This window comes from Bartonella sp. AA56HLJMS, assembly GCF_042197145.1.
Lineage (GTDB): Bacteria > Pseudomonadota > Alphaproteobacteria > Rhizobiales > Rhizobiaceae > Bartonella.
On the sequence record NZ_JBHIRL010000001.1, the window covers coordinates 258,101 to 284,209 of the forward strand.

General features: G+C 38.1%; 21 protein-coding genes. 14 read left to right on the forward strand and 7 right to left on the reverse strand.

Features of this window, described 5'->3' with window-relative positions; genetic code table 11:
• Positions 1-521 precede the first annotated feature (521 nt).
• On the reverse strand, positions 522-1,058 hold the full coding sequence (locus tag ACFINI_RS00990) for a GcrA family cell cycle regulator (RefSeq protein WP_375617530.1): 537 nt from the start codon (positions 1,056-1,058) through the stop codon (positions 522-524).
• 490 nt (positions 1,059-1,548) lie between these two features.
• On the opposite strand from ACFINI_RS00990, the gene ACFINI_RS00995 reads away from it, so the two are divergent.
• From ACFINI_RS00995 to ACFINI_RS01005, 3 genes are read left to right on the forward strand one after another with little or no spacing between them, the layout of a single operon-like run.
• On the forward strand, positions 1,549-2,763 hold the full coding sequence (locus ACFINI_RS00995; protein ID WP_375645453.1) for an aspartate aminotransferase family protein: 1,215 nt from the start codon (positions 1,549-1,551) through the stop codon (positions 2,761-2,763).
• Positions 2,760-3,695 (forward strand): ornithine carbamoyltransferase, encoded by a 936-nt coding sequence (gene argF / locus ACFINI_RS01000; protein WP_375645412.1) that lies wholly within the window; start codon positions 2,760-2,762, stop codon positions 3,693-3,695. Before ACFINI_RS00995 ends, argF begins: the two co-directional genes overlap by 4 nt.
• A gap of 36 nt (positions 3,696-3,731) precedes the next feature.
• Complete coding sequence (locus tag ACFINI_RS01005; RefSeq protein ID WP_375620842.1) at positions 3,732-4,712, forward strand: Hsp33 family molecular chaperone; 981 nt, start codon at positions 3,732-3,734, stop codon at positions 4,710-4,712.
• A gap of 706 nt (positions 4,713-5,418) precedes the next feature.
• Here ACFINI_RS01005 and ACFINI_RS01010 read toward each other — a convergent pair.
• Genes ACFINI_RS01010 through ccmA form a run of 5 tightly spaced genes read right to left on the reverse strand, consistent with a single transcriptional unit; the run spans position 5,419 to position 8,340 of the window.
• Entirely contained in the window at positions 5,419-6,012 is a 594-nt protein-coding gene (locus ACFINI_RS01010) for a DsbE family thiol:disulfide interchange protein (protein WP_375645413.1), read from the reverse strand.
• Positions 5,987-6,238, reverse strand: a complete 252-nt coding sequence (locus ACFINI_RS01015; RefSeq protein WP_375612828.1) for a hypothetical protein — start codon at positions 6,236-6,238, stop codon at positions 5,987-5,989. The genes ACFINI_RS01010 and ACFINI_RS01015 overlap by 26 nt, the downstream gene beginning before the upstream one ends.
• Positions 6,226-7,005: a heme ABC transporter permease gene (locus tag ACFINI_RS01020; RefSeq protein ID WP_375611426.1), complete on the reverse strand. Its 780-nt coding sequence runs from the start codon at positions 7,003-7,005 to the stop codon at positions 6,226-6,228. The genes ACFINI_RS01015 and ACFINI_RS01020 overlap by 13 nt, the downstream gene beginning before the upstream one ends.
• Before the next feature lie 46 nt (positions 7,006-7,051).
• Positions 7,052-7,717, reverse strand: coding sequence for a heme exporter protein CcmB (gene ccmB, locus ACFINI_RS01025; RefSeq protein WP_375645414.1), 666 nt, complete (start codon positions 7,715-7,717; stop codon positions 7,052-7,054).
• Between the two features lie 11 nt (positions 7,718-7,728).
• Complete coding sequence (ccmA, locus tag ACFINI_RS01030) at positions 7,729-8,340, reverse strand: heme ABC exporter ATP-binding protein CcmA (protein WP_375621964.1); 612 nt, start codon at positions 8,338-8,340, stop codon at positions 7,729-7,731.
• Positions 8,341-8,637: 297 nt separating this feature from the next.
• On the opposite strand from ccmA, the gene acnA reads away from it, so the two are divergent.
• The 11 genes from acnA (at position 8,638) to gpsA (ending at position 23,306) form a co-directional block, all read left to right on the forward strand.
• Positions 8,638-11,325: an aconitate hydratase AcnA gene (gene acnA, locus ACFINI_RS01035; RefSeq protein WP_375645415.1), complete on the forward strand. Its 2,688-nt coding sequence runs from the start codon at positions 8,638-8,640 to the stop codon at positions 11,323-11,325.
• A 237-nt stretch (positions 11,326-11,562) separates the two neighbouring features.
• Positions 11,563-11,829 (forward strand): 30S ribosomal protein S20, encoded by a 267-nt coding sequence (gene rpsT / locus ACFINI_RS01040; RefSeq protein ID WP_273790272.1) that lies wholly within the window; start codon positions 11,563-11,565, stop codon positions 11,827-11,829.
• Positions 11,830-12,530: 701 nt separating this feature from the next.
• Positions 12,531-14,102, forward strand: a complete 1,572-nt coding sequence (gene dnaA, locus ACFINI_RS01045; protein ID WP_375645416.1) for a chromosomal replication initiator protein DnaA — start codon at positions 12,531-12,533, stop codon at positions 14,100-14,102.
• Between the two features lie 186 nt (positions 14,103-14,288).
• Positions 14,289-15,410: a DNA polymerase III subunit beta gene (dnaN, locus tag ACFINI_RS01050; protein WP_375620838.1), complete on the forward strand. Its 1,122-nt coding sequence runs from the start codon at positions 14,289-14,291 to the stop codon at positions 15,408-15,410.
• Positions 15,411-15,430: 20 nt separating this feature from the next.
• Complete coding sequence (recF, locus tag ACFINI_RS01055; protein WP_375611469.1) at positions 15,431-16,564, forward strand: DNA replication/repair protein RecF; 1,134 nt, start codon at positions 15,431-15,433, stop codon at positions 16,562-16,564.
• 54 nt (positions 16,565-16,618) lie between these two features.
• On the forward strand, positions 16,619-17,071 hold the full coding sequence (aroQ, locus tag ACFINI_RS01060; protein ID WP_375611431.1) for a type II 3-dehydroquinate dehydratase: 453 nt from the start codon (positions 16,619-16,621) through the stop codon (positions 17,069-17,071).
• Between the two features lie 130 nt (positions 17,072-17,201).
• The gene (gene cyoA, locus ACFINI_RS01065; RefSeq protein WP_375620837.1) at positions 17,202-18,173 is read left to right on the forward strand and encodes a ubiquinol oxidase subunit II; all 972 of its coding nucleotides are present in this window, start codon (positions 17,202-17,204) and stop codon (positions 18,171-18,173) included.
• A gap of 76 nt (positions 18,174-18,249) precedes the next feature.
• Entirely contained in the window at positions 18,250-20,268 is a 2,019-nt protein-coding gene (gene cyoB, locus ACFINI_RS01070; protein ID WP_375611433.1) for a cytochrome o ubiquinol oxidase subunit I, read from the forward strand.
• Positions 20,265-20,933: a cytochrome (ubi)quinol oxidase subunit III gene (locus tag ACFINI_RS01075; protein WP_375628427.1), complete on the forward strand. Its 669-nt coding sequence runs from the start codon at positions 20,265-20,267 to the stop codon at positions 20,931-20,933. Before cyoB ends, ACFINI_RS01075 begins: the two co-directional genes overlap by 4 nt.
• Positions 20,933-21,901: a cytochrome o ubiquinol oxidase subunit IV gene (gene cyoD, locus ACFINI_RS01080; RefSeq protein WP_375645417.1), complete on the forward strand. Its 969-nt coding sequence runs from the start codon at positions 20,933-20,935 to the stop codon at positions 21,899-21,901. Before ACFINI_RS01075 ends, cyoD begins: the two co-directional genes overlap by 1 nt.
• Positions 21,902-22,298: 397 nt before the next feature.
• Complete coding sequence (gene gpsA, locus ACFINI_RS01085; protein WP_375645418.1) at positions 22,299-23,306, forward strand: NAD(P)H-dependent glycerol-3-phosphate dehydrogenase; 1,008 nt, start codon at positions 22,299-22,301, stop codon at positions 23,304-23,306.
• A gap of 1,938 nt (positions 23,307-25,244) precedes the next feature.
• On the opposite strand, the gene fabI is transcribed toward gpsA, so the two are convergent.
• Positions 25,245-26,063, reverse strand: coding sequence for an enoyl-ACP reductase FabI (fabI, locus tag ACFINI_RS01090; RefSeq protein ID WP_375611437.1), 819 nt, complete (start codon positions 26,061-26,063; stop codon positions 25,245-25,247).
• Between the last annotated feature and the right edge of the window lie 46 nt (positions 26,064-26,109).

Genomic DNA, 26,109 nt, shown 5'->3' on the forward strand with positions numbered 1-26,109 from the left:
CAACCCTTTAAGTCCTTGGCACTTGAAAGCATTTATAAGAGGCATGCCTTTCTTTAAGTGTTTTTAACTCTCCACAGTTCTCATCTCGCTCGTGACGCCCAAACAAAAGATTTTGATTGATTCAATATAAGAGGACTTAAAATGAGAGAGATATAAATGGATCTCATTCAGGTTGCAAAGCGATAAATTATTTTTATAAACCACAGCATTACTCTATGTAAATACACGAAGAATAAAAACATGAGAAATTGAGAAACTAGCTTATTCAAAAGATGTCACTATGGATAGTGTTAAAAGCAGTACAACTAAATTAAAGAAAATTATGAAAATAAACAGGAATATAACTTTACAACACACAGCTGCGCAATAGCACCAAAGGATACAGTTTCGTTGAATAGTTTCATGAAGAAATTTTTTCATTTATTAAAAGCTCCATTAAATTTCTTTCTCATAATAATTCGATAATTAAAATTTAATAGCGAAGCGCAGAAGGCGTAGAATACGAGATTCAATTGAGGATATTACACTCTTATCCGACGTCTTTCAGATATTGGTTGAAATGCTAGCTTAGCATGAAAGGCACAATAGGGGCTATTTTCATCAGAATCTGCACCACAAAAATGAAAATCTGCTGATAATGGATCGCCAACCGGCCATCTACATGTATTTTCACTCAATTGTAGAAGATTAAGTTGACGTGATATAGGCACAACTACATTGGATTTTGTGGACATATCAACTTCTTTTACATCTTCCACTACAAATTCTGTCTTTAAAGCGGTTTCTTCAATACTTACAGATGATGTGTTTATTGGCGATACCGTGGATGTGTTGCGACGCACACGTGGAGATGATGGGCTGCTACTTCCCACGGGAGTTTTTTGCGCACGCGTGCTTCCTTGTGCTGTCTTACCACGTCCTGGTAACTTTAATCGATGTACTTTGCCGATGACTGCATTTCTGCTGACCCCACCTAATTGAGCAGCAATTTGACTTGCACTTAACCCTTCACTCCAAAGCTTTTTAAGAAGCTCAACGCGTTCACATGTCCAACCCATACCAGCACTCCATTCCGATTACGTCACTAAGATGCTCTCCCCCGTTGCATCTTCAAATGTTTAAATAATGTTTTCATTACGCTGAATGAAAGAACCTTACACTCTACGTGAGCATAAAAAAATCATCCAACCTGTGGATTTACAAATCAAAACACATCATCTTGCTTATTATATTGTAAATTACAATATGCACTCACTCTATGACAAGAGTCTTTACCTCTTAAAGAGTTTATTTAGAATGTTTTCCCCAACTTGCAAATCAATCATAGGTTAAACTTTCACTTTTGTTTAAGGCTTTTTCCCAAAATGCTTATTTTTAGAACCTTCATTGACTTTTTTTCAATTGGTGTAATGATCTATTCTATAGGTTTAATCACTAATCGTAATGAAATGTTGAAAGCACCGTAACGAAATATACCATGCTGTTTTATTTGTAGTGTTGCTTTGTATATATATATATTGAAAAGACTAAAATATAAAGGGAATTATGATGGATGCCGTCTCTATACAACCACTTTATGAATGCTTCGCAAGACGAAATTTGCATTTTGAACAGGGGCATGGTGTATGGCTTATTTCCGATAAAGGAGACCATTATCTTGATTTCACATCTGGCATTGCTGTTAATGCATTAGGATATTCACATCCAAAATTGGTTGATACGCTCAAGATACAAGCTGAAAAACTTTGGCATGTTTCTAATATTTTTCAATCTCCTGAACAAGCATCTTTTGCCACGCGGCTTTGTGCAAATAGTTTTGCGGATAAGGTTTTTTTCTGCAATTCAGGCACTGAAGCATTGGAGTGCGCATTCAAAACGGCACGTCATTATTACTATGCTACTGGTCATTCAGCACGCATTGAAATAATTACTTTTGAAGGGGCATTTCATGGACGTACACTTGCTGCACTTGCTGCGACTGGGCATGAAAAGTATCTTGAAGGCTTTGGACCTAAAGCTGGTGGATTTATTCAAGTACCTTTTTGTGATGAAATCGCTTTGCGTAACGCTATTAATAAAAATACCGCCGCTATTCTTATTGAACCTATTCAAGGAGAAGGAGGAATACGAACGGTTTCTCATGAATATTTAAGATTTTTGCGTAAAATATGCGATGATAATGGTCTGTTGTTGATTTTGGATGAAGTGCAAACGGGCATGGGACGAACAGGAAAGCTTTTTGCTTATGAATGGAGTGATGTCACGCCTGATATTCTTACCCTCGCAAAAGGACTAGGAGGTGGATTTCCATTGGGCGCTTGCCTTGCAACGGATAAAGTTGCAAAAAGTATGATACTTGGAACGCATGGATCAACCTTTGGAGGAAATTTGCTTGGAATGGCTGTAGGAAATAGTGTTCTTGATGTTTTGTTAGAGCCAAGTTTTCTCATCCATGTTCAGCGCATGGGTGATAAACTAAAAAGTGGGCTTTTGCACATTCTCAATATCTATCCTGATATTATCTGCGCAGTTCAGGGGATGGGGCTTATGTTGGGTATTCAATGTGTTGTGCCTTCAAATCTTGTCGTTAATGCTTTGGAAAATGAATATCTCTTAAGCGTTGCAGCCAACAACAATGTTGTGCGCTTATTGCCTCCTCTTATCATTAGGGAAGAAGAAATAGATGAAAGTTTGCATCGTATTGAAAAAGCAATTTCCTATCTTTCGCAAATAAATAAAGAAAGACAAATATCACACATATGACAAATGCTCTTCGTCATTTCACGGATTTATCCATTTTAACGCCAGCAATGGCGCGTGCACTGATTGATTATGCAAAAATTCTTAAAGCATCTTTTAAGGCAGGAAAAGGTTCAAAACCTTTTATAGGTAAAACACTCGCGATGATTTTTGAAAAACCATCCACACGAACCCGTATTTCATTCGATATCAGTATGCGCCAGCTTGGCGGAGATACGATCATGCTCACGGGTTCAGAGATGCAACTTGGTCATAGTGAAACCATAGCTGATACGGCGCGCGTTTTATCCCGTTTTGTGGATATTGTGATATTGCGAACAACGAAACACCAACGTATGCTCGAATTGGCACAATATGCACAAATTCCTGTCATTAATGCCCTTACAGATGATACACATCCTTGCCAAATTCTAGCAGATATCTTAACCTATGAGGAACATAGAGGGCCAATTGCTGGCAAAATATTTGCGTGGATGGGGGATGGTAATAATGTGCTCCATTCCTTAATTGAAGCCGCAGCTCTTTTTGGTTTTCATTTGCGTATTGCTACTCCAAAGGGCAGTGAACCACAGGAAAAATTTATACATTGGGCACGTGAGCGAGGAGCACATCTTATGCTAACCCATGATCCCCAAAAAGCAGCTCAAGATGCTGATTGTATTATGACCGACACATGGGTCTCCATGGGACAAGAATTTCGTGCTCGCAGTCGTTCTATTTTTCAGCCTTATCAAGTCAATGAATCTCTCATGAAATTAGCAAAACCTGATGCTCTTTTTATGCATTGTCTTCCTGCTCATCGTGGTGAAGAAGTGGTTGATTCTGTGATTGATGGACCGCACTCCGTTGTTTTCGATGAGGCTGAAAATCGTCTTCATGCTCAAAAAGCAATTCTTTCTTGGTGTTTACAAGATGCGTTTTTCTCTCCACAATAGCCTCCCTACAACAAATTATATAAAAAAGGCAAAGCTATGAGTGAACAAGCTAAAGATGAAGCCTCTCTCAACAACAACTTCTTGCATGAAGATGATAGTGTTATTCCCTTTCAAGTTGAAGAACTTGATATCCGTGGACGTGCCGTACAACTTGGGGAAACTTTAAATTCTATTCTCACAAGACATCAATACCCTGAACCGGTTTCTTATCTTCTAGCAGAAGCTTTACTTTTAACGGTTCTGCTTGGAACTTCTCTAAAACTTACGGGAAAATTTATTTTACAAACTCATTCCGATGGACCAGTTAATATGTTGGTGTGCGATTTTTCGCCTCCTTCCAGTTTACGTGGATACGCTCGTTTTGATAAGGAACAGCTTAAACAAGCCATAGACAATAATCAAATCTCTTCAGAAATACTTTTAGGAAAAGGCACTTTAGCTTTCACAATTGATCAAGGTCCCCATATGCAACCTTATCAAGGGATAGTTGCATTAGATGGATCAAATTTACAAGAAGCTTCTCGTATTTATTTTGATCAATCAGAACAAATTCCTACCGATATCCGTTTGGCTGTTGCTATATTAATTAATCGTGACCAACAAGGAAAACCGCAGAAAAGCTGGCGAGCTGGAGGTATTTTGACCCAACTTTTGCCCCAATCATCGTCTCATCACAAGCGAGAAGAAACGAAAACTCATATCCAATTGGATAACCAATGGCAGGAAGCTAAAATACTCATGAAAACGATTGAAAGTTCAGAATTAACGGATCCCCAGGTCGGTAGTAAACAGCTCTTGTTCCGTCTTTTTCATGAACAAGGTGTTAGAGTTTTTAACCCTTTTTCTCTTGTTGATCAATGTTCTTGTTCACACGAAAAAATTAAAGGAATCCTAGAAGGCTTTTCTATTGATGAACGCAATAAAATGGTTCAAAATAAATATATTTCAGTTACATGTGAATTTTGCTCAAAAATGTATCGTTTTACAGCGCAAGAATTTTTGGAAGAAAAAACATAATCAAACATTTTTCATTAAAAAATGATGATTGCAACAAAAGCCTATTTTATTTGCGTCATAAAAGTTTACGCATAAGCTCATATGAACTTCTAGAATATTTCTTTCTTTAGCTTTTTTCGATGTATGCCAATGATCTTTCTTTTGCAATCAGTATTAATATCATACAGTACCTTCAATATATTGATTTATAATAGTAATTTATCGTTTTGCATGTTGAATGAGAGTCCAGAATATTGTAAAGTTCTCTCATGGCAAATCTCTTTTATATTGCATCAATTAAAATCACTTGCTTGCACGTTACAAGCAGAGCTGGCGTGGGGGTAAAACACGAAAAAAGGTGTAAAAATCCTTCTGAATCGTCTCAAGTGCCAAGGCTATGTCGTAATACCCCAGAGCTGGCAAAATGTGTGGTGATAATAGCTTGCTATTTATATTAAGCGTAAAAATGGTGGTGCTCTATAAAACGGCATACATAGCGTGGTAAAACTGGATGTTTTTACTTACAAGTCTGCATTATTATATTTTTCAACTTAAAATATTGCCAATTATTTTCATATTTAGATGATTCATAAAAAGTATTTTTAGCCTTTTCTTAAACATTTTTTTAATTCAACATAAAGAAATTTGAAAAAATCTCATAGTATTCGGTGTTTTGATTTAATAGATAAAAATGGTAAAAATTATTTAAAATCAATATGTCGATATTTTATTTGTCTTCTGTCATAATCGCTTGTTCAATTTTTGGTAGAATTTTTTTTTGATAAATTTGCCATGTTAAGGGACCAGCATGTTTGGCAATAATAATACTCTCTTTATTCAAGAGAAAGGTTTCTGGTGGTCCATACACCCCCCAGTCAATAGCTGTATATCCTGAAGCATCAAAGCCAATAAATTTAAAAGGATTACCAAAACTGTTTAAAAAGCGCAGGGCGTTTGTTTTATTGTCTTTGTAATTAATACCAATCAGATCAAAACGTTTATCTTGTGCAATTTGCATAAGAATAGGATGCTCTTCGCGACAGGGCAAACACCAAGAGCCCCAAAAATTGACCAATGTAACACGTCCTTTAAACTGTTTTGAATTGAGATAACTTTCTTTATCAAGAAGAGGAAGATGAATATTGGGAGCAGGTTTTTCAGCCAATGCGTTTGGGAGAAGAGAAGAATCTTGAAGGTGTTTTTTATCCATAAAGTTGAAAAAAAACATCATGAGAAGAAGAAAAAGCACAAATGGTTCAAAAAAAACAAGTAGAACAGGTAAAGATATATTTTTTTTAAGTTTTAGAGGGATGTTTTTCATTATACTTTTCTTTTTGGGACAGCTCTTTTTTGTTTAGCTGTTGGAGAATTTTTTTTTGGTATAGGGCTTTGCAAAGAATATATCCAATAAGACATAAGAGGGATATTGCAGAAAGCACATAGCTTAAAACAACAATTTGCTCGTGTTTAAGGGTGCTCAGGAAAAAATCAATTTTCTGAGATAGATTTCCTAAAAGTCCGCCGTGGATGCCATTTAGGTCGAGCATGATGAAGCGTCCTGTTGTTGTGCACGACGGGATTTTTTAATCTGAAGTATTCGGATATAATGACGATTGATTTCATTTCGCATAGCCATCAAATAAAGAGCAATAAACATAAAGATGAAACAAAAGAGCATTGTTATAAGGGGCCATAACATAGCATTGTCGATTGTTGATCCTCCAGCACGTAACAATGATGCTGGTTGATGCAATGTATTCCACCAATTAACGGAAAATTTAATAACAGGGATATTAACAAATCCAACAAGTGTAAGAATTGCAGTAGCACGAGCGGCTTTTACTTGGTTGTCAAAAGCACGCCCAAGCAGGATAATGGAGAGATAGATAAAAAGCAGAATTAAAACTGATGTTAATCGTGCATCCCAAACCCACCATGTTCCCCATGTAGGTCGCCCCCAAAGCGCTCCTGTCATGAGAGCCAAGGCGGTAAAAATTGCCCCAATAGGTGCTCCACATTTAAGTGCTACATCAGCAAGATGATATTTCCAAATCAGATTTCCTAAAGCCGCTGCACTCATCGTTACATAGCAGAATGTAGACAACCACGCAAAGGGTACATGAAGGTACATAATCTTAACAGTAATGCCTTGTTGATAGTCATCAGGGGAATGCATCACTAGAATAAGCCCTAAGATAAGGAAACACAATGTTATGCCGGCCAACCAAGGTAAGACGACTCTGCTTATTTTCATGAAAAGGGTGAAACTTGCAGGGAGTAACCTGATTTTATATGTACGAGATAGTTTATTCATAAAATTCATAATAGGCAGAGTTTTGCTATGCGGCAATCATCTTTTATTATTCTGATAAAAGTTTAAGCGTTATCGCAGCAACAAAAGAGCTAAAGAGACTCAAAAGAAGTGAAAAAGCGCTGAGAAGAGCTAGAGAAGTGAGAAAAGAGGTATTTGGGTTTATTGGGGCTGTAGCAGCGGAAACACCAAAAATCATAATTGGAATGATCCACGGCAAGATAATGATAAAAATAAGCAAAGTACTGTGCAACAATGAGGTTGCGAGTGCAGCGCCTATAGCACCAATAAAAATAATAGCTGGTGTTCCGCATAAAAGGGTAAGTATTGTTGTAAAAGTTATTACTACATCTAAATGGAGCATGAGGGCTAAAATAGGTGTAGCAAAAATAAGAGGAAGCATTGTTCCTACCCAATGGGCAAGACATTTGGTAAAGACAATTAGTGTAAAACTTTGTCTTTGTCCTGAAAGGATAAATTGGTCGAGATTACCATCATCGCGATCGATTTGGAAAAGTTTGTTCAGATTGAGGAGCCCTGCAAGAAGGGCTCCAAACCACAATATACCTGGTCCTATTTGTGCAAGAGTTTTGGGATCTGGTCCAATGGCAAAGGGGGTTATGATAACAACAGCGATGAAAAACAATAGTCCTGTTAGTGGAGAGGCTTGTGGTGCTAATAATAGTTTAAGATCACGCCAGAACAGTGCTTTCATTTTATTCTTTCTTAAAGAGGTAAAAATTTTTCCAAAGCGATTTTATGGTTTTCTGGAATACCTAGGGAACTATGAGTCGCGGCGATAATCATACCACCTTGATTGAGATGACGCTGGAAAATACGAGCAAGGAGTTTTTGAGCATGGTTATCAAGCCCAGATATTGGTTCATCTAAAATCCAAATAGGACGATAGGAGAGCAAAAGGCGAGCAATAGCTGCGCGTCTTTGTTGTCCAGTTGACAGAGCGTTAAAAGGTAAATGTTCAAGGTTAGAAAGACCAATATCGGCAAGAGCGTCATGCGCAAAATGTAAATGTTGACCGTAAAAATCTGCCCAAAATTGCAAATTATCAATGACAGATAAGAGAGGTTTCATAGCATTTTGAGGACCAAGATAATGACAGGCAGTTGCAACAGGGTATATTTGATCATGGTCTTTAAGGATTATATGACCTTCAGCAGCTTCAAGAAGACCGACAATGATTCGGAGTAATGTAGACTTTCCGATACCATTAGGACCGGTGATTGTCATAAGTTGCTGTGAAAATAAACAAAAAGAAAGACCTTGAAACAGAATTTCCTCGTTTCTGTGAGCGGCTAGATTTTTGCCTGATAACACCATGTGATTGCCTATTTTGTTTTTATTTTCATATTCTTTAGTGCATTATAGAATAAAAAACACATTTTTTATGCAATTGTACCTAGAATAGTTCTAGAAATAGTTCTATAAGGGGTGCCTTACATCAATATCTGGTGTAAAATGGTTTCTGGCGCTGATTTCCGCATTTGCCTATGAGCGGGTGGAGGGGGAAATGGATAGCGGAGGTAATTGCGTCTGCGCTCAAGCTGCGACCTTGACTCGTAGTTTGTGTTGTTCATTCCTGGAAATTGGGTGATTATAGTATGAGGGTGGACAGTCATGACTCAAATTGATAGCTTTAATTGTCGCAGAGTATTAAATGTTGGTGACAAAGAATATACTTATTATAGCTTGATCGAAGCGGAGAAGAACGGACTTGAAGGTGTTTCTCGTTTACCGTTTTCGATGAAAGTTATTCTCGAAAATTTATTGCGATTTGAAGATGGTCGCACAGTTAAAAAAGAGGATATCCTCAATGTTGCTAAGTGGTTAAACGACAAAGGGAGCGCCGGGGCAGAAATTGCTTACCGTCCTGCACGTGTTCTTATGCAGGATTTTACAGGTGTTCCAGCAGTTGTTGATCTTTCTGCAATGCGTGATGCTATGGTTAAACTTGGCGGTAACGCTGAAAAAATCAATCCTCTGATTCCCGTTGATCTCGTCATTGATCACTCAGTTATTGTTGATGCTTTTGGCAATTCCATGGCTTTTAAGGAAAACGTTGAACATGAATATGAACGCAATGGTGAGCGCTATCGTTTTCTTAAATGGGGGCAGCAAGCTTTTCAAAATTTTCGTGTTGTTCCTCCAGGAACAGGGATTTGTCATCAGGTTAACCTAGAATATTTAGCACAATGCGTGTGGACGAAGAAGGAAGAGGGGTGTGAGACGGTTTATCCTGACACCTGTGTGGGAACTGATTCGCATACGACTATGGTGAATGGTTTGGGTGTTTTAGGTTGGGGTGTTGGTGGTATTGAAGCAGAAGCGGCAATGTTAGGCCAACCTGTTTCTATGTTGTTACCTGAAGTGATTGGTTTTCGTCTAACAGGGAAACTTAAAGAAGGTGTAACCGCCACCGATCTTGTATTAACGGTGACCCAAGTGTTACGCCAAAAAGGTGTTGTCGGTAAATTTGTTGAGTTTTTTGGTCCTGGTTTAGAGCATATGACGCTTGCTGATCGGGCAACGATTGGAAATATGGCCCCTGAATATGGAGCAACGTGTGGTTTTTTCCCAATTGATAAGGAGACAGTGCGTTATCTCAATATGACAGGGCGTGATGAAGATCGGATTGCCTTAGTGGAAGCTTATACCAAAGCACAAGGGATGTGGCATGATGAAATGGTGGCTCATCCCATTTTTAGTGATACAATTGAATTAGATATGGGAACCGTTGTCTCTTCTATGGCTGGTCCTAAACGTCCTGAAGGACGTATTGCATTGGAAAATGTTGGGCAGGGTTTTGAGAAGGCATTGGTCGAAGACTATAAGAAGACTTCTGGACAAGATAAACGTTATCAGGTCGAGGGTGAAGAATATACGCTTGGTCACGGTGATGTGGTGATCGCTGCGATTACGTCGTGTACGAATACATCGAATCCAAGTGTTCTTATTGCAGCGGGTCTTTTGGCACGAAATGCTGTGGCAAAGGGTCTCAAGAGCAAACCATGGGTAAAAACTTCTCTTGCACCCGGTTCACAAGTCGTTGAAGCTTATCTTCAAAATTCGGGTCTGCAAAAAGATTTAGATGCATTAGGATTTAACTTAGTAGGATTTGGATGCACAACATGTATTGGGAATTCTGGTCCTTTGCATCCAGCTATTTCCAAAACGATTAATGACAATGGTATAATTGCATCTGCGGTTCTTTCAGGAAATCGTAATTTTGAAGGGCGTGTTTCCCCTGATGTGCAAGCGAATTATTTAGCTTCACCACCGTTAGTTGTTGCACATGCGCTCATCGGGACGGTGTGTAAAGATTTAACCAAGGAGCCTCTAGGTGAAGATTCAAATGGCCACCCCATTTATTTGAGAGATATTTGGCCAACTTCTCAAGAAATACAGGAGTTTATCGAAAAAAATGTCACGCGGAAGGTTTTTGCCGAAAAGTATGCAGATGTCTTTAAGGGAGATGAAAATTGGCAAAAAGTTCGGATTCCTACGGGTTCTACCTATTCTTGGGATGAGCAATCCACCTATGTACGCAATCCACCTTATTTCGATGCTATGCAGAAAACACCTGATATCTTACCAGATATTAAAGATGCACGGATTTTAGGTTTATTTGGTGATAAAATCACGACGGATCATATTTCTCCTGCTGGTTCTATTAAAGCAGCTTCTCCTGCCGGAAAATATTTAATGGATCATGGTGTTAAAGTAGCTGATTTTAATCAGTATGGAACGCGTCGTGGGAATCATGAAGTTATGGTACGTGGGACCTTTGCCAATATTCGCATTCGTAATTTCATGTTAGGGGAAAATGGTCGAGAAGGAGGTTATACGGTTCATTATCCGTCAGCGGTAGAACAAACCATTTACGATGCAGCAATGGCGTATAAACAAGAAGGTATTCCACTCGTTGTTTTTGCAGGTATTGAATATGGTAATGGATCATCCCGCGATTGGGCTGCCAAGGGGACCAATCTTCTTGGTGTCAAAGCAGTGATTGTGCAGTCTTTTGAAAGGATTCATCGCTCTAATCTTGTTGGTATGGGCGTTGTCCCTTTTGTCTTTGAGGAGGGGCTAAGTTGGAAATCTTTAGGCTTAAAGGGAGATGAACAGGTGACAATTGAAGGGATTCATAACTTGAAACCTCGTCAAAAGACTGTAGCGAAAATTACTTTTTCTGATGGTACGGTAAAAACCGTTCCATTATTATGCCGTGTTGATACTGAAGATGAGCTAGATTATTTGCATCATGGTGGAATTTTGCAATATGTCTTGCGTAAGTTAGCCGTTTAAATTCTTTTGTTTGTTAAGGAATATCTATTATTAAGCTATAAAGTTGCGGATCAAAGAGTTTGGCTTCGTTTTTTTATGGCTATCTTTGAAAATCTAATTGACGTTAGCTTTAGGATTGCGCTATAACCCACACGGTTATAGGCAGCTTTATAGTTTTGCTTGAGTTGGATTTATTTATATTGGTAGAGTTGTTATTGAGACTCATTTTACCAAGGTGTTGAAAGAGAGATTATATTTATGGCGAATACACCTTCTGCTCGAAAAGCGGTGCGCAAGGTTGCGGCGCGCACACAGGTTAATAAGGCCCGCCGTTCACGCGTTCGTACTTTTATACGTAAGTTTGATGACGCTTTAGCGGGTGGCGATAAGGCATCTGCAGAGATTGCTTTTAAGAATTTTGAGCCTGAAATTATGCGTGCAGTTTCTAAAGGGGTTTTTCATAAAAATGCTGCTGCGAGGAAAGTATCACGTTTAGCTAAACGTTTGAAGGCTCTCAGCGTTTAAGCTTTTCTCCTTTAATTGAGAACAAAGCCAGTATCCATGAGGATGCTGGCTTTTTGTTTATTATTTCAAAAAGTTTCTATTAAAAATAAGAATCGATAATGATTCTCCACTTGAAAAAGGAGAGAAAGTTTATAAGGGGAGGTATGGTTATCCACAAGCTTTGTGGATTTGTACAGAGTCTTTTTTGTCAAGCATTTTATTTTTTTTTTTAAATCTGAAGAGATTCTTTAATTATTGGTAAATTTAGAGAAAAAAAATGAATTGAATCAATATTTTTTTCAGTCCTCATTAATATAAGCATTTTTTTTGGGTTTTTTGATTTTATTTTGACCTCTTGCATTTTACCTCTGCTGTTTTGTATGGTTCTTATGAAGACTAAGAAGCATGAAGGGGTCACATCAGCGCATTATTCTGTATTTTGTTGAATACAAGATGTTTTGATTTAGGCTTTTCGAAATTTTTGTGTTGGAGAGGTTTTCTGACGGTTTTTTAGTTTTCTTAATGGATATGTTTACCATTTTAGAAGGGTGGGTCATATCATGAGTGCAAGTAAATCTTATTGGTCATCTTTGTTAGTAGGGTTGTGATGAGGCTATCCTAGGGGAGGGTGAGTAATCTTATTTGGGGTAGGGCGTTTTGCCTTCGCTAGATTTATTTTAGTTGTTTGGCAGGACAAAATTTTATTTTTATCAGGATGGAAGATGGTGGATAAATTGAACTCTAAAGCTAGTTCCTTTAAAAGGGTTTCGGTAAATATCCTGTCGGCAGAGAACATAATAAAGAATAGGATGACGGAAAGTGATGAGAACGTTTGTAGAAATGCTTCTATAGGGCATTCTATTGTTTCAGAGGAGGAAAGTGCGGCGGCTTTTATACGTGTTATGGCGCAATTAAAGGTGCAGGTTGGTGTTGAGGCTTATACCAGTTGGTTTGGACGTGTGAAGCTTGCTGAATATAGTCATACTCTTGTAAAGCTTTCTGTTCCTACTGCTTTTTTACGTTCATGGATTAATAATCACTATGGTTCTCTTTTGACTCATTTATGGAAACAAGAGAATTCAGCAATTCTTCGTGTTGAAGTTATTGTTCGTGGTATGGAACGCGTTTCAAGAGATGTCGTTTGTAAAAGAAGTGTTCCTCCTGTTGTGCTAGAGGAGCAGGCGTCTTCATCGTTTGTTGAAAGTTGCGCAGAGCATTCAGTTAAGAATTCTCAAACGGGAGTTTTTGGATCTCCACTTGATTCTCGCTATACTTTTGAAAGTTTTGTTGAGGGGGCTTCTAATCGTGTTGCTTTAGCAGCTGCGCGTTCCATTGCAGAGGGGCATAAAAGTGCCTTACGTTTTAATCCTCTTTTTATTCACGCATCTGTTGGCTTAGGAAAAACACATTTGCTTCAAGCGATTGCTGCTTCTGCATTGAAGCGTTTAACGTCTGTGCGCGTTATTTATTTAACTGCTGAATATTTTATGTGGCGTTTTGCAACAGCTATTCGTGATAATGATGCTCTTTCTTTTAAAGAACAGCTTCGTGATATCGACCTTTTGATTATTGATGATATGCAGTTTTTGCAGGGTAAGTCGATACAACATGAGTTTTGCCATTTGCTTAATATGTTACTTGATAGTGCAAAACAGGTTGTTGTCGCTGCAGATCGTCCACCAGCAGAATTAGAATCGCTTGATCTTCGCGTTCGCTCTCGTCTTCAGGGAGGGGTAGCTCTTGAAATTGAAGCACCAGATTATGAAATGCGTTTGCAAATGTTGCGCCAGCGGTTGAAGGTGGCACAACAAGATGATGGCATGGTATCAATTTCTGATGATATCTTGGAATATATTGCGAAAACGGTTTTAGGGTCGGGGCGTGATATTGAAGGTGCGTTTAATCAGCTCTTGTTTCGTCAATCTTTTGAGTCTGATTTATCTTTAGAGCGGATTGATGAATTATTAGGTCATTTGACACGTCCTGGTGAACCTAAGCGTATTCGGATTGAAGAAATTCAGCGTACGGTAGCACGCCATTATAATGTTTCTAAACAGGACTTGTTATCTAATCGTCGAACACGTACGGTTGTGAAGCCACGGCAAGTTGCAATGTATTTAGCAAAAGTATTAACTCCTCGCTCATTACCAGAAATTGGGCGCCGTTTTGGTGGGCGAGATCATACAACAGTTTTACACGCTGTGCGTAAAATTGAAGATTTGGTTTGTGGTGATCAGACCTTGGCTAAGGAACTTGAGTTGCTTAAGCGGTTGATTGGAGAACAGGCGGTATAGTGTTTATCGTTTCTTTCTTTGGAGAGACTTTAAAGAATTTAATGAAAAGATTTATTTTTTCTTATGCAGGAGTGACTTGCCATTTTAAGAGAGGTTTAATAAACTCTAGCAGGCGATTCTCTAAAGGGATCTATTCTTTAATTCTAAGGAATTCTTATAGTTTTTAGTAAATCATACGGGGCTTTTATGCGTATTACAGTTGATCGCAGTCAATTTCTCAAGTCTCTTGGTCGGGTTCACCGTGTGGTAGAGCGCCGTAATACTGTTCCTATTTTATCGAATGTGTTGATTGATGCAGAAAATGGCCGTGTACAGTTAAAAGCAACAGACCTTGATTTAGAGGTTATGGAATCTTTTGCAGTTAATGTTAAACAAGCTGGAGCAACAACTGTTCCGGCACATTTGCTCTATGATATCATTCGAAAACTTCCTGATAGCAATGAAGTTGTATTATCCCTCGATGAGAATCAAGCAGGTACAATGTCCATTGTTTCGGGTTGTGCACATTTTCAGCTTCAATGTCTTCCGAGGGCAGACTTTCCAGAGTCTCTTCCTGGGCAATTTGGTTATCGTTTTTCTCTATCGGCATCAGGCTTAAAACATTTACTTGATTGTACACAATTTGCTATTTCTACTGAAGAAACCCGTTATTATCTTAATGGTATTTATTTCCATATTATTAATGATGGTGTTTTGAAATTGCGTTTGGTTGCAACTGATGGTCATCGTTTGGCACAAGTTGAGATGGAAGCTCCTTCGGGAGTTGAGGGAATGCCTGGTGTTATTGTTCCCCGTAAAGCTGTAGGAGAATTGCAAAAACTTCTTTCAGAAGAAAATGATAGCGATGTATGTATAGAGCTTTCGGAGACAAAAATTCGTTTTTCTATAGGCTCTGTGATTTTTACATCAAAATTAATTGATGGAACATTTCCAGATTATCAACGTGTTATCCCTCTTGGAAATGATAAAGAATTAATTGTTAATAGGCAGGACTTTTCTTCTGCAGTTGATCGTGTTTCAACGATTTCAAGTGATCGGGGGCGTGCAGTTAAATTAACGATTGAGCATGGACAGTTAAGGCTTGTTGTTAATAGCCCAGATTCGGGCAGTGCAGAAGATCAATTATCAGTAACTTATGCATCTGAACCGCTTGAGATAGGATTTAATTCACGTTATCTTTTGGATATTGCTGGGCAGCTTTCAAGTGATGAGATGGTTTTTATGTTGGCTGAGGCTGGAGCACCAGCTCTGATTCGTGATAATGATGATGCGGATGTGCTCTATGTACTGATGCCTATTCGCGTTTAGGGGCAGTTGTTTTGCAATGCATAGCCAGTCATGTGCACAAAGTGGCAGTGAGGCAGCTGAAGCTTTTACGTTATCGCAATTATTCTTTTTTCAATATTCATTTTTCTGGTCAGCATGTGGTTTTTACTGGGCATAATGGTGCTGGTAAGACGAATCTTTTAGAGGCGTTATCTTTTCTTTCTCCTGGTCGTGGTTTGCGGCGTGCTGTTTATTCTGACGTTAGTTTTGTAGATGGTGGTGGTGGAGGATTTGTTGTATTTGCGCGTCTTGAATGCGCTCTTTATGGTGAAGTAAAGATTGGTACAGCTTTTGAGGTTAGCGATAACAGTCGAAAGGTCCATATTAATGGTGTGAATGAGTCGAGTGATTGCCTAACAGATTATTGTCATATTAGTGTCCTAACACCGTCTATGGATGGTCTTTTTACAGGTCCTTCACTTGAGCGCCGTAGTTTTTTGGACCGTATGGTTTTGGCGATTGATCCCTTGCATAGGCGCCGCATAGCCGATTATGATAGAGCTATGCGCGCACGTAATCGTTTGTTTTTAGATGGAAATGAAGATTGTGCTTGGTTTGATGCTTTAGAAAAGCAAATGGCAGAATTGGCGACAGCTATTTCTGCGGCGCGTGTTGATGTTATTCGTCTTTTAAATGACATGTTTACACAAATGCCCTCACAGATACCTTTTCCACGAGCTTTTTTGCAAATTGATGGTTTTTTAGAAACAGCTCTTAGTGAAATATCAGCAACTGAAGTTGAAGAACAATTTTGTGATCGATTGCGGCATAATCGCGCAATGGATCGTGCTGCTGGTCGGACGTTAGAAGGACCACATCGTGCAGATTTGCAGGTTTTTTATGCTGATAAAAATAGAGCAGCAACATCTTGTTCAACAGGTGAACAAAAAGCGCTGCTAACAGGTTTAGTTTTGTGTCATGCACGTCTAACAGGTATGATGTCGGAAAGATCTCCCATTCTTCTTCTTGATGAAATGGCTGCCCATCTTGATTCGCATCGACGTGCTGCTCTATTCGATATTCTTGATGATTTAGCTGTACAAACATTTATGACAGGAACAGATCGTCTTTTATTTGATGACTTAAAAGGACGCGCAGAATTCTTTGAGATTAAGGATGGAGCTTTATTGCCGTAAAAACATGCTAAATATTTTTTTAATAAGTGATAGGTCTGAAAGAAAAGGCTTGCTATGTCAGAGATAATAACGATTTTAAATGGTCCTAATTTAAATTTTCTAGGTCAACGTGAGCCAGAAATTTATGGAACTGAAACTCTAGAAGATATTGAAAAAAGATGCAGAGAATGGGCAAAAAAAAATGATATTATAATAAATTTTTATCAAAGTAACTATGAAGGGCAATTAGTGGCATGGATACAAGAAGCAATAGAGGCAAGTTCTGGATTGATCATTAACCCAGCGGCTTACAGTCATACATCTGTTGCACTTCTTGATGCCCTAAAAATGTTTTCAGGGCCGAAAGTAGAAGTTCATTTATCTCATATTTATCAGCGTGAAGCTTTTCGTCACCATTCTTATACATCTGCAGGTGTAGACGCTATCATAACTGGGTGTGGAGGTGATGGATATCGGTTTGCACTTGAGTATATTGCAAAACAATTAAGCAAAACAATTAAATTGTGATAGGTAAAGAGTAAGCGTTTAATAAGAGTAATATAGGCATTTAATTCTCTTGATAATTATTTTCAAATCTGTACAATGTGAGGTATATATTTATGACAGTTTTTAGTGCGTATGACGGGGGTAAATAGAGATGAAAAGCTTTGTTAGACAATTAGAAATGCTTGTGATTTTAGGGGGAGCACTGCTTTTGTCTGGTTGTAAAATTGATGTTATGCAGCCATCAGGTTATGTTGCACGTCAACAGCTCATTTTGATCGTTGTTTGTGTGGTGGTGATGCTTTGTATTGTTATCCCAGTTATGGTGAGTGTGGTATTTTTAGCTATAAAATATCGTGCATCGAATATGAAAGCGGACTATTCTCCTGATTGGGCACATTCAAATAAAATTGAAGCATTGATGTGGGGTATTCCAGTTGTAATTGTAATGGTTTTAGGTTCATTAACAGCTTATTATACCTATAAGCTTGAACCTACAAATCCTCTTCCAGTGGAAGTTGTAGGTGAAGGAAAGCCATTACAGATTGATGCTGTTGCTCTTGATTGGAAATGGCTTTTTATTTATCCTGAATACGGTGTTGCATCGATTAATGAGATTTATGCGCCTGAAGGACGTCAAGTTTTATTGCAATTGACGTCAGAGAATTCTGTCAATGCTTTTTGGGTTCCCAAATTGGGTACAGTTCTTTACGCTATGCCGCAGATGAATGCTAAGTTGCATTTGGTCGCTGAAGAGCAAGGAGTATTCAAAGGAGCCTCAGCAAATTATAGTGGTGATGGTTTTTCGGGTATGCGGTTTAAGTGGCATTCTGTGTCTTTGCAGGATTTTGAGGATTGGATTGTAAAAGCTCGGGCTAATGGTCGAGTACTTGATCGTTCATCTTATCGTCAACTTTCTATTGCGCCTCGTATGGGTGATATTGCTGCGAAGGAAAAAGATGCTGAAGTTCGTTATTTTGCACCTGTTGAGAAGCGGCTTTACTATCGTGTTGTTAATCGATGTATCGATGAAAAGACGGTATGTAATGAAGATTTAATGAAACGTGCTGCTGCTCAGACGCTATGGGGTGCACTATGTTCAGTATTTGATCCTGATGTTATTTAACAGAGTCAATAAAGTAAAGAGCCCTTTTAACAAAGGTTTCTTTTAAACTTGAATTTCATTTGAAATGGGTTGAGAAATGTTTGGAAGACTTACAGATCCTACGGCAGGTGCTTTTCATGCGCTTGCACATGAACCGATCGTTTTGTATACATGTATTGCGATTGTTTTGGTTGGTTTAATTGCTGTTATTGCTCTAACAGTACTTGGGTGGTGGGGGATTCTATGGCGAAATTGGATTACAACGGTTGACCATAAACGCATAGGTATTATGTACATCGTTCTTGGAATTATTATGCTTGTTCGCGGTTTTGCGGACGCACTTATGATGCGAACGCATCAAGCTTTAGCTCTTGGGAGTGAAACAGCAGGTTATTTGCCCCCTGAGCATTTTGATCAAATTTTTTCGGCGCATGGTACGATCATGATTTTTTTCATGGCCACGCCTATTTTATTTGGTCTTTTTAATTATCTTATACCACTTCAAATTGGTGCACGTGATGTTGCTTTTCCCTTTGCAAATAATCTAGGTTTTTGGATTACGGCTGCAGGGGCGATATTGATTAACATATCCCTAGGTGTTGGGAATTTTGGTCGTGGTGGTTGGTTGATGTATCCACCTTTTACAGAATTGCAAACGAGTCCAGATACAGGGGTAGATTATTATTTATGGTCACTTCAGCTTTCTGGTATTGCAACAACAATGGGATCAGTGAATTTTATTGCAACGATGATTAAAATGCGTGCTCCTGGAATGACAATGATGAGAATGCCTATTTTTTGTTGGAGTGCTTTTGTCAGCAATGTTCTTATTGTAGTCATTTATCCTGTTTTGGCTGTAGCATTTGCACTCTTGGCATGTGATCGTTATTTGAACATGAATTTCTTTACCAATGTTGGTGGCGGAAATCCGATGGTATGGATTAACTATGTTTGGGTTTTTGGTCATCCTGAGGTTTATGTTTTGGTTGTTCCTGCTTTTGGAATTGTTTCTGAAGTTGTATCAACTTTTTCTTCAAAACGCCTCTTTGGTTATACTTCAATGATATGGGCCATGTTGGTTATTTTGATTCTTTCGCTTCTTGTTTGGGGCCATCATTTCTTCACAATGGGTGGGGGTGAAGCTGTAAATACCTTCTTTAGTATTGCTACGATGATTATTGCAGTTCCAACCGGTGTAAAAGTTTTTAATTGGCTGCTTACGATGTATAGAGGTCGGATTCGCTTTGAGCCTCCTATGCTTTGGTGCATGGGTATGATCTTTACATTTGTTGGTGGTGGATTAACAGGTGTTTTATTATCTATTGTTCCTGCTGATTGGCAGTTTCATAATTCGCTCTTTTTGATAGCACATTTCCATCATACAATTATTGGAGGTGTGGTTTTTGCGTACTTAGCAGGGATTGCATTTTGGTTTCCAAAAGTTTTTGGTTATAAACCAAATCGCATACTAGGTATTACATCTTTTTGGTGTTGGTTTATTGGTTTTTACCTTGCCTTTTTCCCCGTTTATGCGCTTGGTTTAATGGGGGCGACGCGTCGTTTGCAGCATTACATGGAACCTAGTTGGCAGCCGATGTTTATTATTGCTGCATTGGGTGCTTGTATTATCTTACTTGGTATCCTTTGTTTTGTGCTACAGGTTGTTTTGGCGATTTGGTACGGTATTAAGCATAAAGGGCACTTACCGGTAACATTAAATGATTCTTGGGGTGATGCACGTACACTTGAATGGTTTACCTCTTCACCGCCTCCTTCTTATAATTTTGCCCTCCTTCCAAAGATACAGTCTGATGATGCTTATTGGAATATGAAGAAAAGTGGTTATCAACGGCCGACAAGTGGATTTACAAAAATTCATATGCCATCGAATACATCGGCTGGAATTATTGCTGGCTTCTTCTCATTAGTTGTTGGTTTTGCGCTTGTTTGGCATATTTGGTGGCTTGTTGCGGTTGGACTGGTTGGTTTTATTGCAACGCTTGTGTGTCATTCATTAACAGGTGATCATCATGGTTACTATATTCCAGCTGAAGAAGTGCAAAAAACTGAAGATGCCTTTACGGCTGTTCTTAAAGAACAAGGAGTGACAGTATGAGTGCTGTAACAATGAATAACGCGAGTACTATAGATGAACTTCACCACGATAGTAGCTCGGTAATGACGTTTGGTTTTTGGGTCTATATTCTTTCAGACTTAATCCTTTTTTCGACACTGTTTTCAAGTTTTGCTGTATTTTCTGCTTCTTATGGTGGTGGTAAAGCGGGCAGTGAGTTTATAGATTTAAAGTTTGTTTTGGTTGAGACTGCTTTCTTGTTGTTTTCGTCCGTCACTTATGGCTTTGCAATGGTACAAGCACATAAAAATAACATCAGTGGTGTGCGTTTATGGATGGCTATTACCTTTGGATTGGGGTGTTGCTTCATTGGTATGGAACTTTACGAATTTCATGAACTTTTGAGTGAGGTTTTTTATTTTGATCCAAATGCTTATGCGGGTATTGATCCTGCAACAGGTTTACAGCTTTTTGGACGGGAAATTCTCTCTGCTTATTGGTCAGCATTTTTTGCCTTGGTTGGCACCCATGGACTTCACGTAAGTGTTGGCCTTCTTTGGATGGTTGTGATGTTTTTTCATCTTCGTCGTAATGGCTTGGATCAGAACAATAAAACACGTTTAGCATGTCTTTCCATTTTTTGGCATTTACTTGATATTGTATGGATTGGTGTTTTCACCATGGTTTATCTATTAGGAGCGTTGTGATGAGCGTGCAAAATGAAACACATGGTCCCAGTACTGGTTCCTATTTGGTTGGTTTTATTCTGGCTGTATTTTTCACTTTGGGTTCTTTTATTCCTGTGATGTATGGAATGATGGAAAGTTGGGCAGTTAGTACAAAGGTTGCGTATCTTATTGGGATGGCGATTATTCAGATTATAGTACAAATTGTTTTCTTTTTGCACTTGAATTCTGGTCCAGACGCCAAGTGGAATTTAAGCGCGTTGTGGTTTGCTGCTATTTGCGTTTTTGTTATTATTGGGGGAACTTGGTGGGCTATTTCTCATTTGAATTATAATATGATGGGTGGTTCAGGACGTGTTATTGAACCGGAAATATCAAGTAGAGATGATTCTTCAGTGTCTGAGCAGTTATCAAACAAAGATATATCCGTAAGAAAACAGCCAGAAAAGATACAGGGCTCAGAGGTTTCGATGGAGCAAGGTGCAAGTACGCAAACTCCTGTAGATCAAGCACCTGGTTCAGAAATGCCTATGGGGCAGGGTCTAAGTACGCAAACTCCTGTAGATCAAGCACCTGGTTCAGAAATGCCCATGGGGCAGGGTCTAGGTACGCAAACTCCTGTAGATCAAGCACCTGGTTCAGAAATGCCTATGGGGCAGGGTCTAAGTACGCAAACTCCTGTAGATCAAGCACCTGGTTCAGAAATGCCCATGGGGCAGGGTCTAGGTACGCAAACTCCTGTAGATCAAGCACCTGGTTCAGAAATGCCCATGGGGCAGGGTCTAAGTACGCAAACTCCTGTAGATCAAGCACCTGGTTCAGAAATGCCCATGGGGCAGGGTCTAGGTACGCAAACTCCTGTAGATCAAGCACCTGGTTCAGAAATGCCCATGGGGCAGGATCTAAGTACGCAAACTCCTGTAGATCAAGCACCTGGTTCAGAAATGCCCATGGAGCAAGGTCCAAATACGCAGTTTCCTGTGGAGTAGTTGTTAGAAATATCTACGGAGCTGATGCGGCATGTATCAGCTTCGTAGAAGAATTCGTAGGATATAAAGCAGGAGATAAGTACAAGATATCAGTGGAATGAGTATCATTATTTTGAATATACTTTTAATTTAAAAGAGAAAGTCCGTGGGGTATTTAGTCAATCTTTAATTTTTGAGACAAATAGCTATTTGTAGAATATACAAAAAGTGATGTTTGTAAAATTTACTACAAAGAAAGAGAATGTGCGAAACAAGTTTTTATATTGTGTGAGATAAAAAAGCTACGAAGCAGTAATATTTTTAGATTTAAAGAATTTATATTAAAGATAGCATTAAAATTATTGTAATAATAATATGCAATTGAAATCAAAAATTTAGAGAATAATCAGAAAATTTAATGAAAACCGTTGCAATGACAGTTATAGGTGCTGGTTCTTTTGGTACTGCATTAGCGATAGCTCTTGCCCGTAATGGTCATAATGTTTTACTTTGGGGGTATAGTCCTCAACATATCAAAGAATTACAGGAACAACGTTGTAATCAAGTATATTTACCCGATGTTCGATTTCCTGAAAATTTATTACTTGAAGCTTCCCTTGAAACTGCAATAATGGCAAGTCACAATATATTAATCGCTGTTCCAAGCCATGTATTTCATCAAGTTTTGTATAATATTCAGCCTTATTTAGATCAGCATTCACGCGTTATCTGGGCTACAAAAGGTTTAGAACATGGTACTGGACGTTTCTTACAAGAGGTTGCTCGTGAGATTTTAGGTGAAAAAATTCCTTTAGCTGTTTTTTCTGGACCAACTTTTGCTCAAGAACTAGCTATTGGTTGGCCTACTGCAATGACGATAGCAGCTTCTGATGTTGAGTTTGGTAAAGAATTGCAGCAACTTTTTCATTGTGACAAAAGTTTTAGAGTTTATAAAAGTTCAGATATGATTGGTGTTCAATTAGGGGGGGCAGTCAAAAATGTTATTGCTATTGGTGCAGGAATATCAGATGGCATAGGTTTTGGGGCAAATGCACGAATAGCTCTTATCACACGAGGACTAGCTGAAATCAGTCGTTTAGGGGGGGCTATGGGTGCTGAGCTTTCCACATTTATGGGAATGACAGGCTTAGGTGATCTGGTTTTGACATGTACTGATAATCAGTCGCGTAATCGCCGTTTTGGAATACTTCTTGGTAAAGGAATAGATATAAAAGAAGCAGAAAAACAAATTGGTCAGGTTGTGGAAGGATACTTAAATACCAAGGAAGTATATACGTTGGCGCAGCGTATTGGGGTAGAAATGCCCATTGTAGAACAAATTTATCAAATTCTCTATTGTGGTAAAAATATAACTGAAGCGGCAAACACATTACTAAGCCGCGCTCTCAAGGACGAAATTCAATGATATCCTGTTTTTTAATAATTCCAATCGTAAAAAATAGAAACATGCTATGATAGACATATAAAATAGATTTTATTGATGGTTGTATAAGGCAGTCATATTCCAGAAAATTATAGATTCATATCATTCGATTCTTTATGAAACATGGCTGAAATATAAAAGTTTTGGCTTTTGTCTAAGAGCTATCTCTTTGAAGATAAATTGTCGTTTCCACTTATACGTGTTTATGTAATGTAATGAACAAGATATTTTTATTGTCTCTTAAATTCATCTCACAATGATATTTGCAAACAGAATAATACAAGACTCATTAGGTAGAAGCATCTTATTTATGTAACGTATAAGCTAAGAATATCGGGGCAGGGATATTGCGAATCTCTGTTTTTGTAATTCTTTAAAACAAGAAGACAATCTAATTTGGGAAGAAGATGAAATTTTAAAGCTGAAAATCTGTTCACATTTCTACAATCATTTTTAAATTCAGTTTTACGCTATCTAAAGCAATATCTTTTAAATAATAGAGATTATCTCACACCTTTATTTTCTCATTTTCTAATGAAAGCATTTCTCTGATGTGTCAGGTAAAATAGAATGCCCAAAAAAACACGATTGCTGTTGTATATTCATGTTCTTGTTTTAAAGAGACCTCTCTCTTAAAACTTCCAAGTCCACTTCGCGACGGTGACCGTGAATAGTATAACGATAAAGCCATTGTGCACATCCCCATCTTTACTTTTATGAAGGAGGAAGCCGAGCATCATTACCCCCCAATGTTGAAACAGCTCTTGGCACTTGAAGCTGTTCAGTAGAGATATTTAAGCCTTTTATTTTCTCACATGTCAATTCTGTTTTTTATATGCAAGAAATGATTTTTGGAATTATAACTTTGAAAGTCTAAGATTGAGAAAATGTTATTGTACTTGTTTGTGACTGTCAGTTAAACTAAAAAATAATGTGATTATAAAGATAAGAAATTGATTTATATAAATAATTCATTTTATTTTTGTATTGAGTTAATTAAAAATATGTGTTTGCTTGTCACAAGCGGGTTAGTACGTGGATAAAAATTATTAAAGATACTTCTAATGAATCATCTCAAGTATCAAGGGTTGTTTCAATATTAGAACATGGCAAGTAAAATGACGGTGTCGGTTTGTCATCTGTATAAACATTAAAATGGTGGTAAAAAAAGGATTTTATATACTTCACAGGGATTTTTTATACGTTTTACAGGTACCATTGTGAAATGGAATGGCATGCATTGAGAGATATCTTAAAAAAATGCATGAAGGAGCAACAGCTATAGTGTTTTTGGGTGTTCTATTTTACCTGACATATCAGAGAAACGCTTTCATTAAAGAACGAGAAAAATAAAGGTGTGAGGTAAAGAGTAATCTCCATTATTAAAAAAACATTGATGTAGATGCTTTTAAAATCGTAAAGTCTCATTAAAGAATAATAGTAAAATTAACGATTGATTTCTTTACGCCTTCATATTCTTCCTAAATTAGATTGTATTTGCGTTTCAAGAATAAATCAAACGGTAGAAATATTTTTTTTTCAATTTGCTACACAAAAGCTGAAACTAAAGATTTTAATAATTCTCTAATCTCTGTTTCAAACTGCGGTGGCATGAGGGTTGGATATTGATTTATAAGCAATGGCAAAAGCGTATACTTTAGTAAGGTAAATGACGTCATAAAATACAAAATTTATCAACCATGGATTGAAGAAATACTCCGGCTTTTATAAAATATTTCGTGAAACAAGGCATCGTACATCTGGTTTTGTATTGACTTATTCTTACAAACATTTGCACATGTTCCTTACGTCATATTATTATAAGTCAATACACTATTATATAGCTGAGAAAGTACTCAATACCCGATTAAAGCACTATGCACATGATTGATTTTCTTTTTTAGTGCAATGAAATAAATTTTATTCTTCTTGGGAATCGTCACTTTTTTTCAGTTCTTCGAGTATTGGCATAGACATGATGTTATAGCCTGAATCAACATAATGGATTTCACCTGTAACACCTGATGATAAGTCAGAGAGTAGATAAAGAGCAGATTTTCCAATTTCATGAATATCTACGGTACGACGTAATGGGGCATTACGGCGTTGATGTGAAAATATTGCCCGTGCAGCTGCAATACCATTACCTGCTAAAGTTCTAACAGGACCAGCGGAAATCGCATTGACACGAATATTTTGAGGACCAAAGTCCGCTGCTAAATAACGTACCATAGCTTCTAAAGCTGCTTTAGCAACACCCATGATGTTATAATTAGGCACAACTTGCTGTGAAGCACCATAGGTAAGAGTTAAAAGTGCTCCTCCATTCGGCATAAGCTTACCCGCGCGCTGGGCAATTTCAGTAAAGGAATAAGCTGAAATAACCATCGTGCGTTGAAAGTTTTCACGTGTTGTAACATCAACGTAACGCCCTTTTAGTTGAGTTTTATCTGAAAAACCAATGGCATGGACAATAAAATCAATTGTTTTCCATTCTTTTTCAAGTTGCTCAAAGACGTAATCAATATTTTCACTTTTTTCAACGTCACACTCTAGCACTAATTTGCAGCCAAGTTTATCTGCTAGGGGATGAACACGTTTTCCAAAAGCATTTCCTTGATAAGTCAACGCTAATTCCGCTCCTGCTTGTGCGAGCTGACAGGCAATGCCCCAAGCAATTGAGTGGTCATTCGCAATTCCCATAATAAGGCCGCGTTTGCCCTCCATCAAACCTTTCATATTATTCTCCGTAAGACCGTACTTTTTTCAATTACTAAGAGCTTTT

Bases quoted from the DNA above. Each gene is read 5' to 3' on its own strand.
- ACFINI_RS00990 (WP_375617530.1), bottom strand. From the start codon at position 1,058: ATGGGTTGGACATGTGAACGCGTTGAGCTTCTTAAAAAGCTTTGGAGT.
- ACFINI_RS00995 (WP_375645453.1), top strand. From the start codon at position 1,549: ATGGATGCCGTCTCTATACAACCACTTTATGAATGCTTCGCAAGACGA.
- argF (WP_375645412.1), top strand. From the start codon at position 2,760: ATGACAAATGCTCTTCGTCATTTCACGGATTTATCCATTTTAACGCCA.
- ACFINI_RS01005 (WP_375620842.1), top strand. From the start codon at position 3,732: ATGAGTGAACAAGCTAAAGATGAAGCCTCTCTCAACAACAACTTCTTG.
- ACFINI_RS01010 (WP_375645413.1), bottom strand. From the start codon at position 6,012: ATGAAAAACATCCCTCTAAAACTTAAAAAAAATATATCTTTACCTGTT.
- ACFINI_RS01015 (WP_375612828.1), bottom strand. From the start codon at position 6,238: ATGCTCGACCTAAATGGCATCCACGGCGGACTTTTAGGAAATCTATCT.
- ACFINI_RS01020 (WP_375611426.1), bottom strand. From the start codon at position 7,005: ATGAATAAACTATCTCGTACATATAAAATCAGGTTACTCCCTGCAAGT.
- ccmB (WP_375645414.1), bottom strand. From the start codon at position 7,717: ATGAAAGCACTGTTCTGGCGTGATCTTAAACTATTATTAGCACCACAA.
- ccmA (WP_375621964.1), bottom strand. From the start codon at position 8,340: ATGGTGTTATCAGGCAAAAATCTAGCCGCTCACAGAAACGAGGAAATT.
- acnA (WP_375645415.1), top strand. From the start codon at position 8,638: ATGACTCAAATTGATAGCTTTAATTGTCGCAGAGTATTAAATGTTGGT.
- rpsT (WP_273790272.1), top strand. From the start codon at position 11,563: ATGGCGAATACACCTTCTGCTCGAAAAGCGGTGCGCAAGGTTGCGGCG.
- dnaA (WP_375645416.1), top strand. From the start codon at position 12,531: ATGGTGGATAAATTGAACTCTAAAGCTAGTTCCTTTAAAAGGGTTTCG.
- dnaN (WP_375620838.1), top strand. From the start codon at position 14,289: ATGCGTATTACAGTTGATCGCAGTCAATTTCTCAAGTCTCTTGGTCGG.
- aroQ (WP_375611431.1), top strand. From the start codon at position 16,619: ATGTCAGAGATAATAACGATTTTAAATGGTCCTAATTTAAATTTTCTA.
- cyoA (WP_375620837.1), top strand. From the start codon at position 17,202: ATGAAAAGCTTTGTTAGACAATTAGAAATGCTTGTGATTTTAGGGGGA.
- cyoB (WP_375611433.1), top strand. From the start codon at position 18,250: ATGTTTGGAAGACTTACAGATCCTACGGCAGGTGCTTTTCATGCGCTT.
- ACFINI_RS01075 (WP_375628427.1), top strand. From the start codon at position 20,265: ATGAGTGCTGTAACAATGAATAACGCGAGTACTATAGATGAACTTCAC.
- cyoD (WP_375645417.1), top strand. From the start codon at position 20,933: ATGAGCGTGCAAAATGAAACACATGGTCCCAGTACTGGTTCCTATTTG.
- gpsA (WP_375645418.1), top strand. From the start codon at position 22,299: ATGAAAACCGTTGCAATGACAGTTATAGGTGCTGGTTCTTTTGGTACT.
- fabI (WP_375611437.1), bottom strand. From the start codon at position 26,063: ATGAAAGGTTTGATGGAGGGCAAACGCGGCCTTATTATGGGAATTGCG.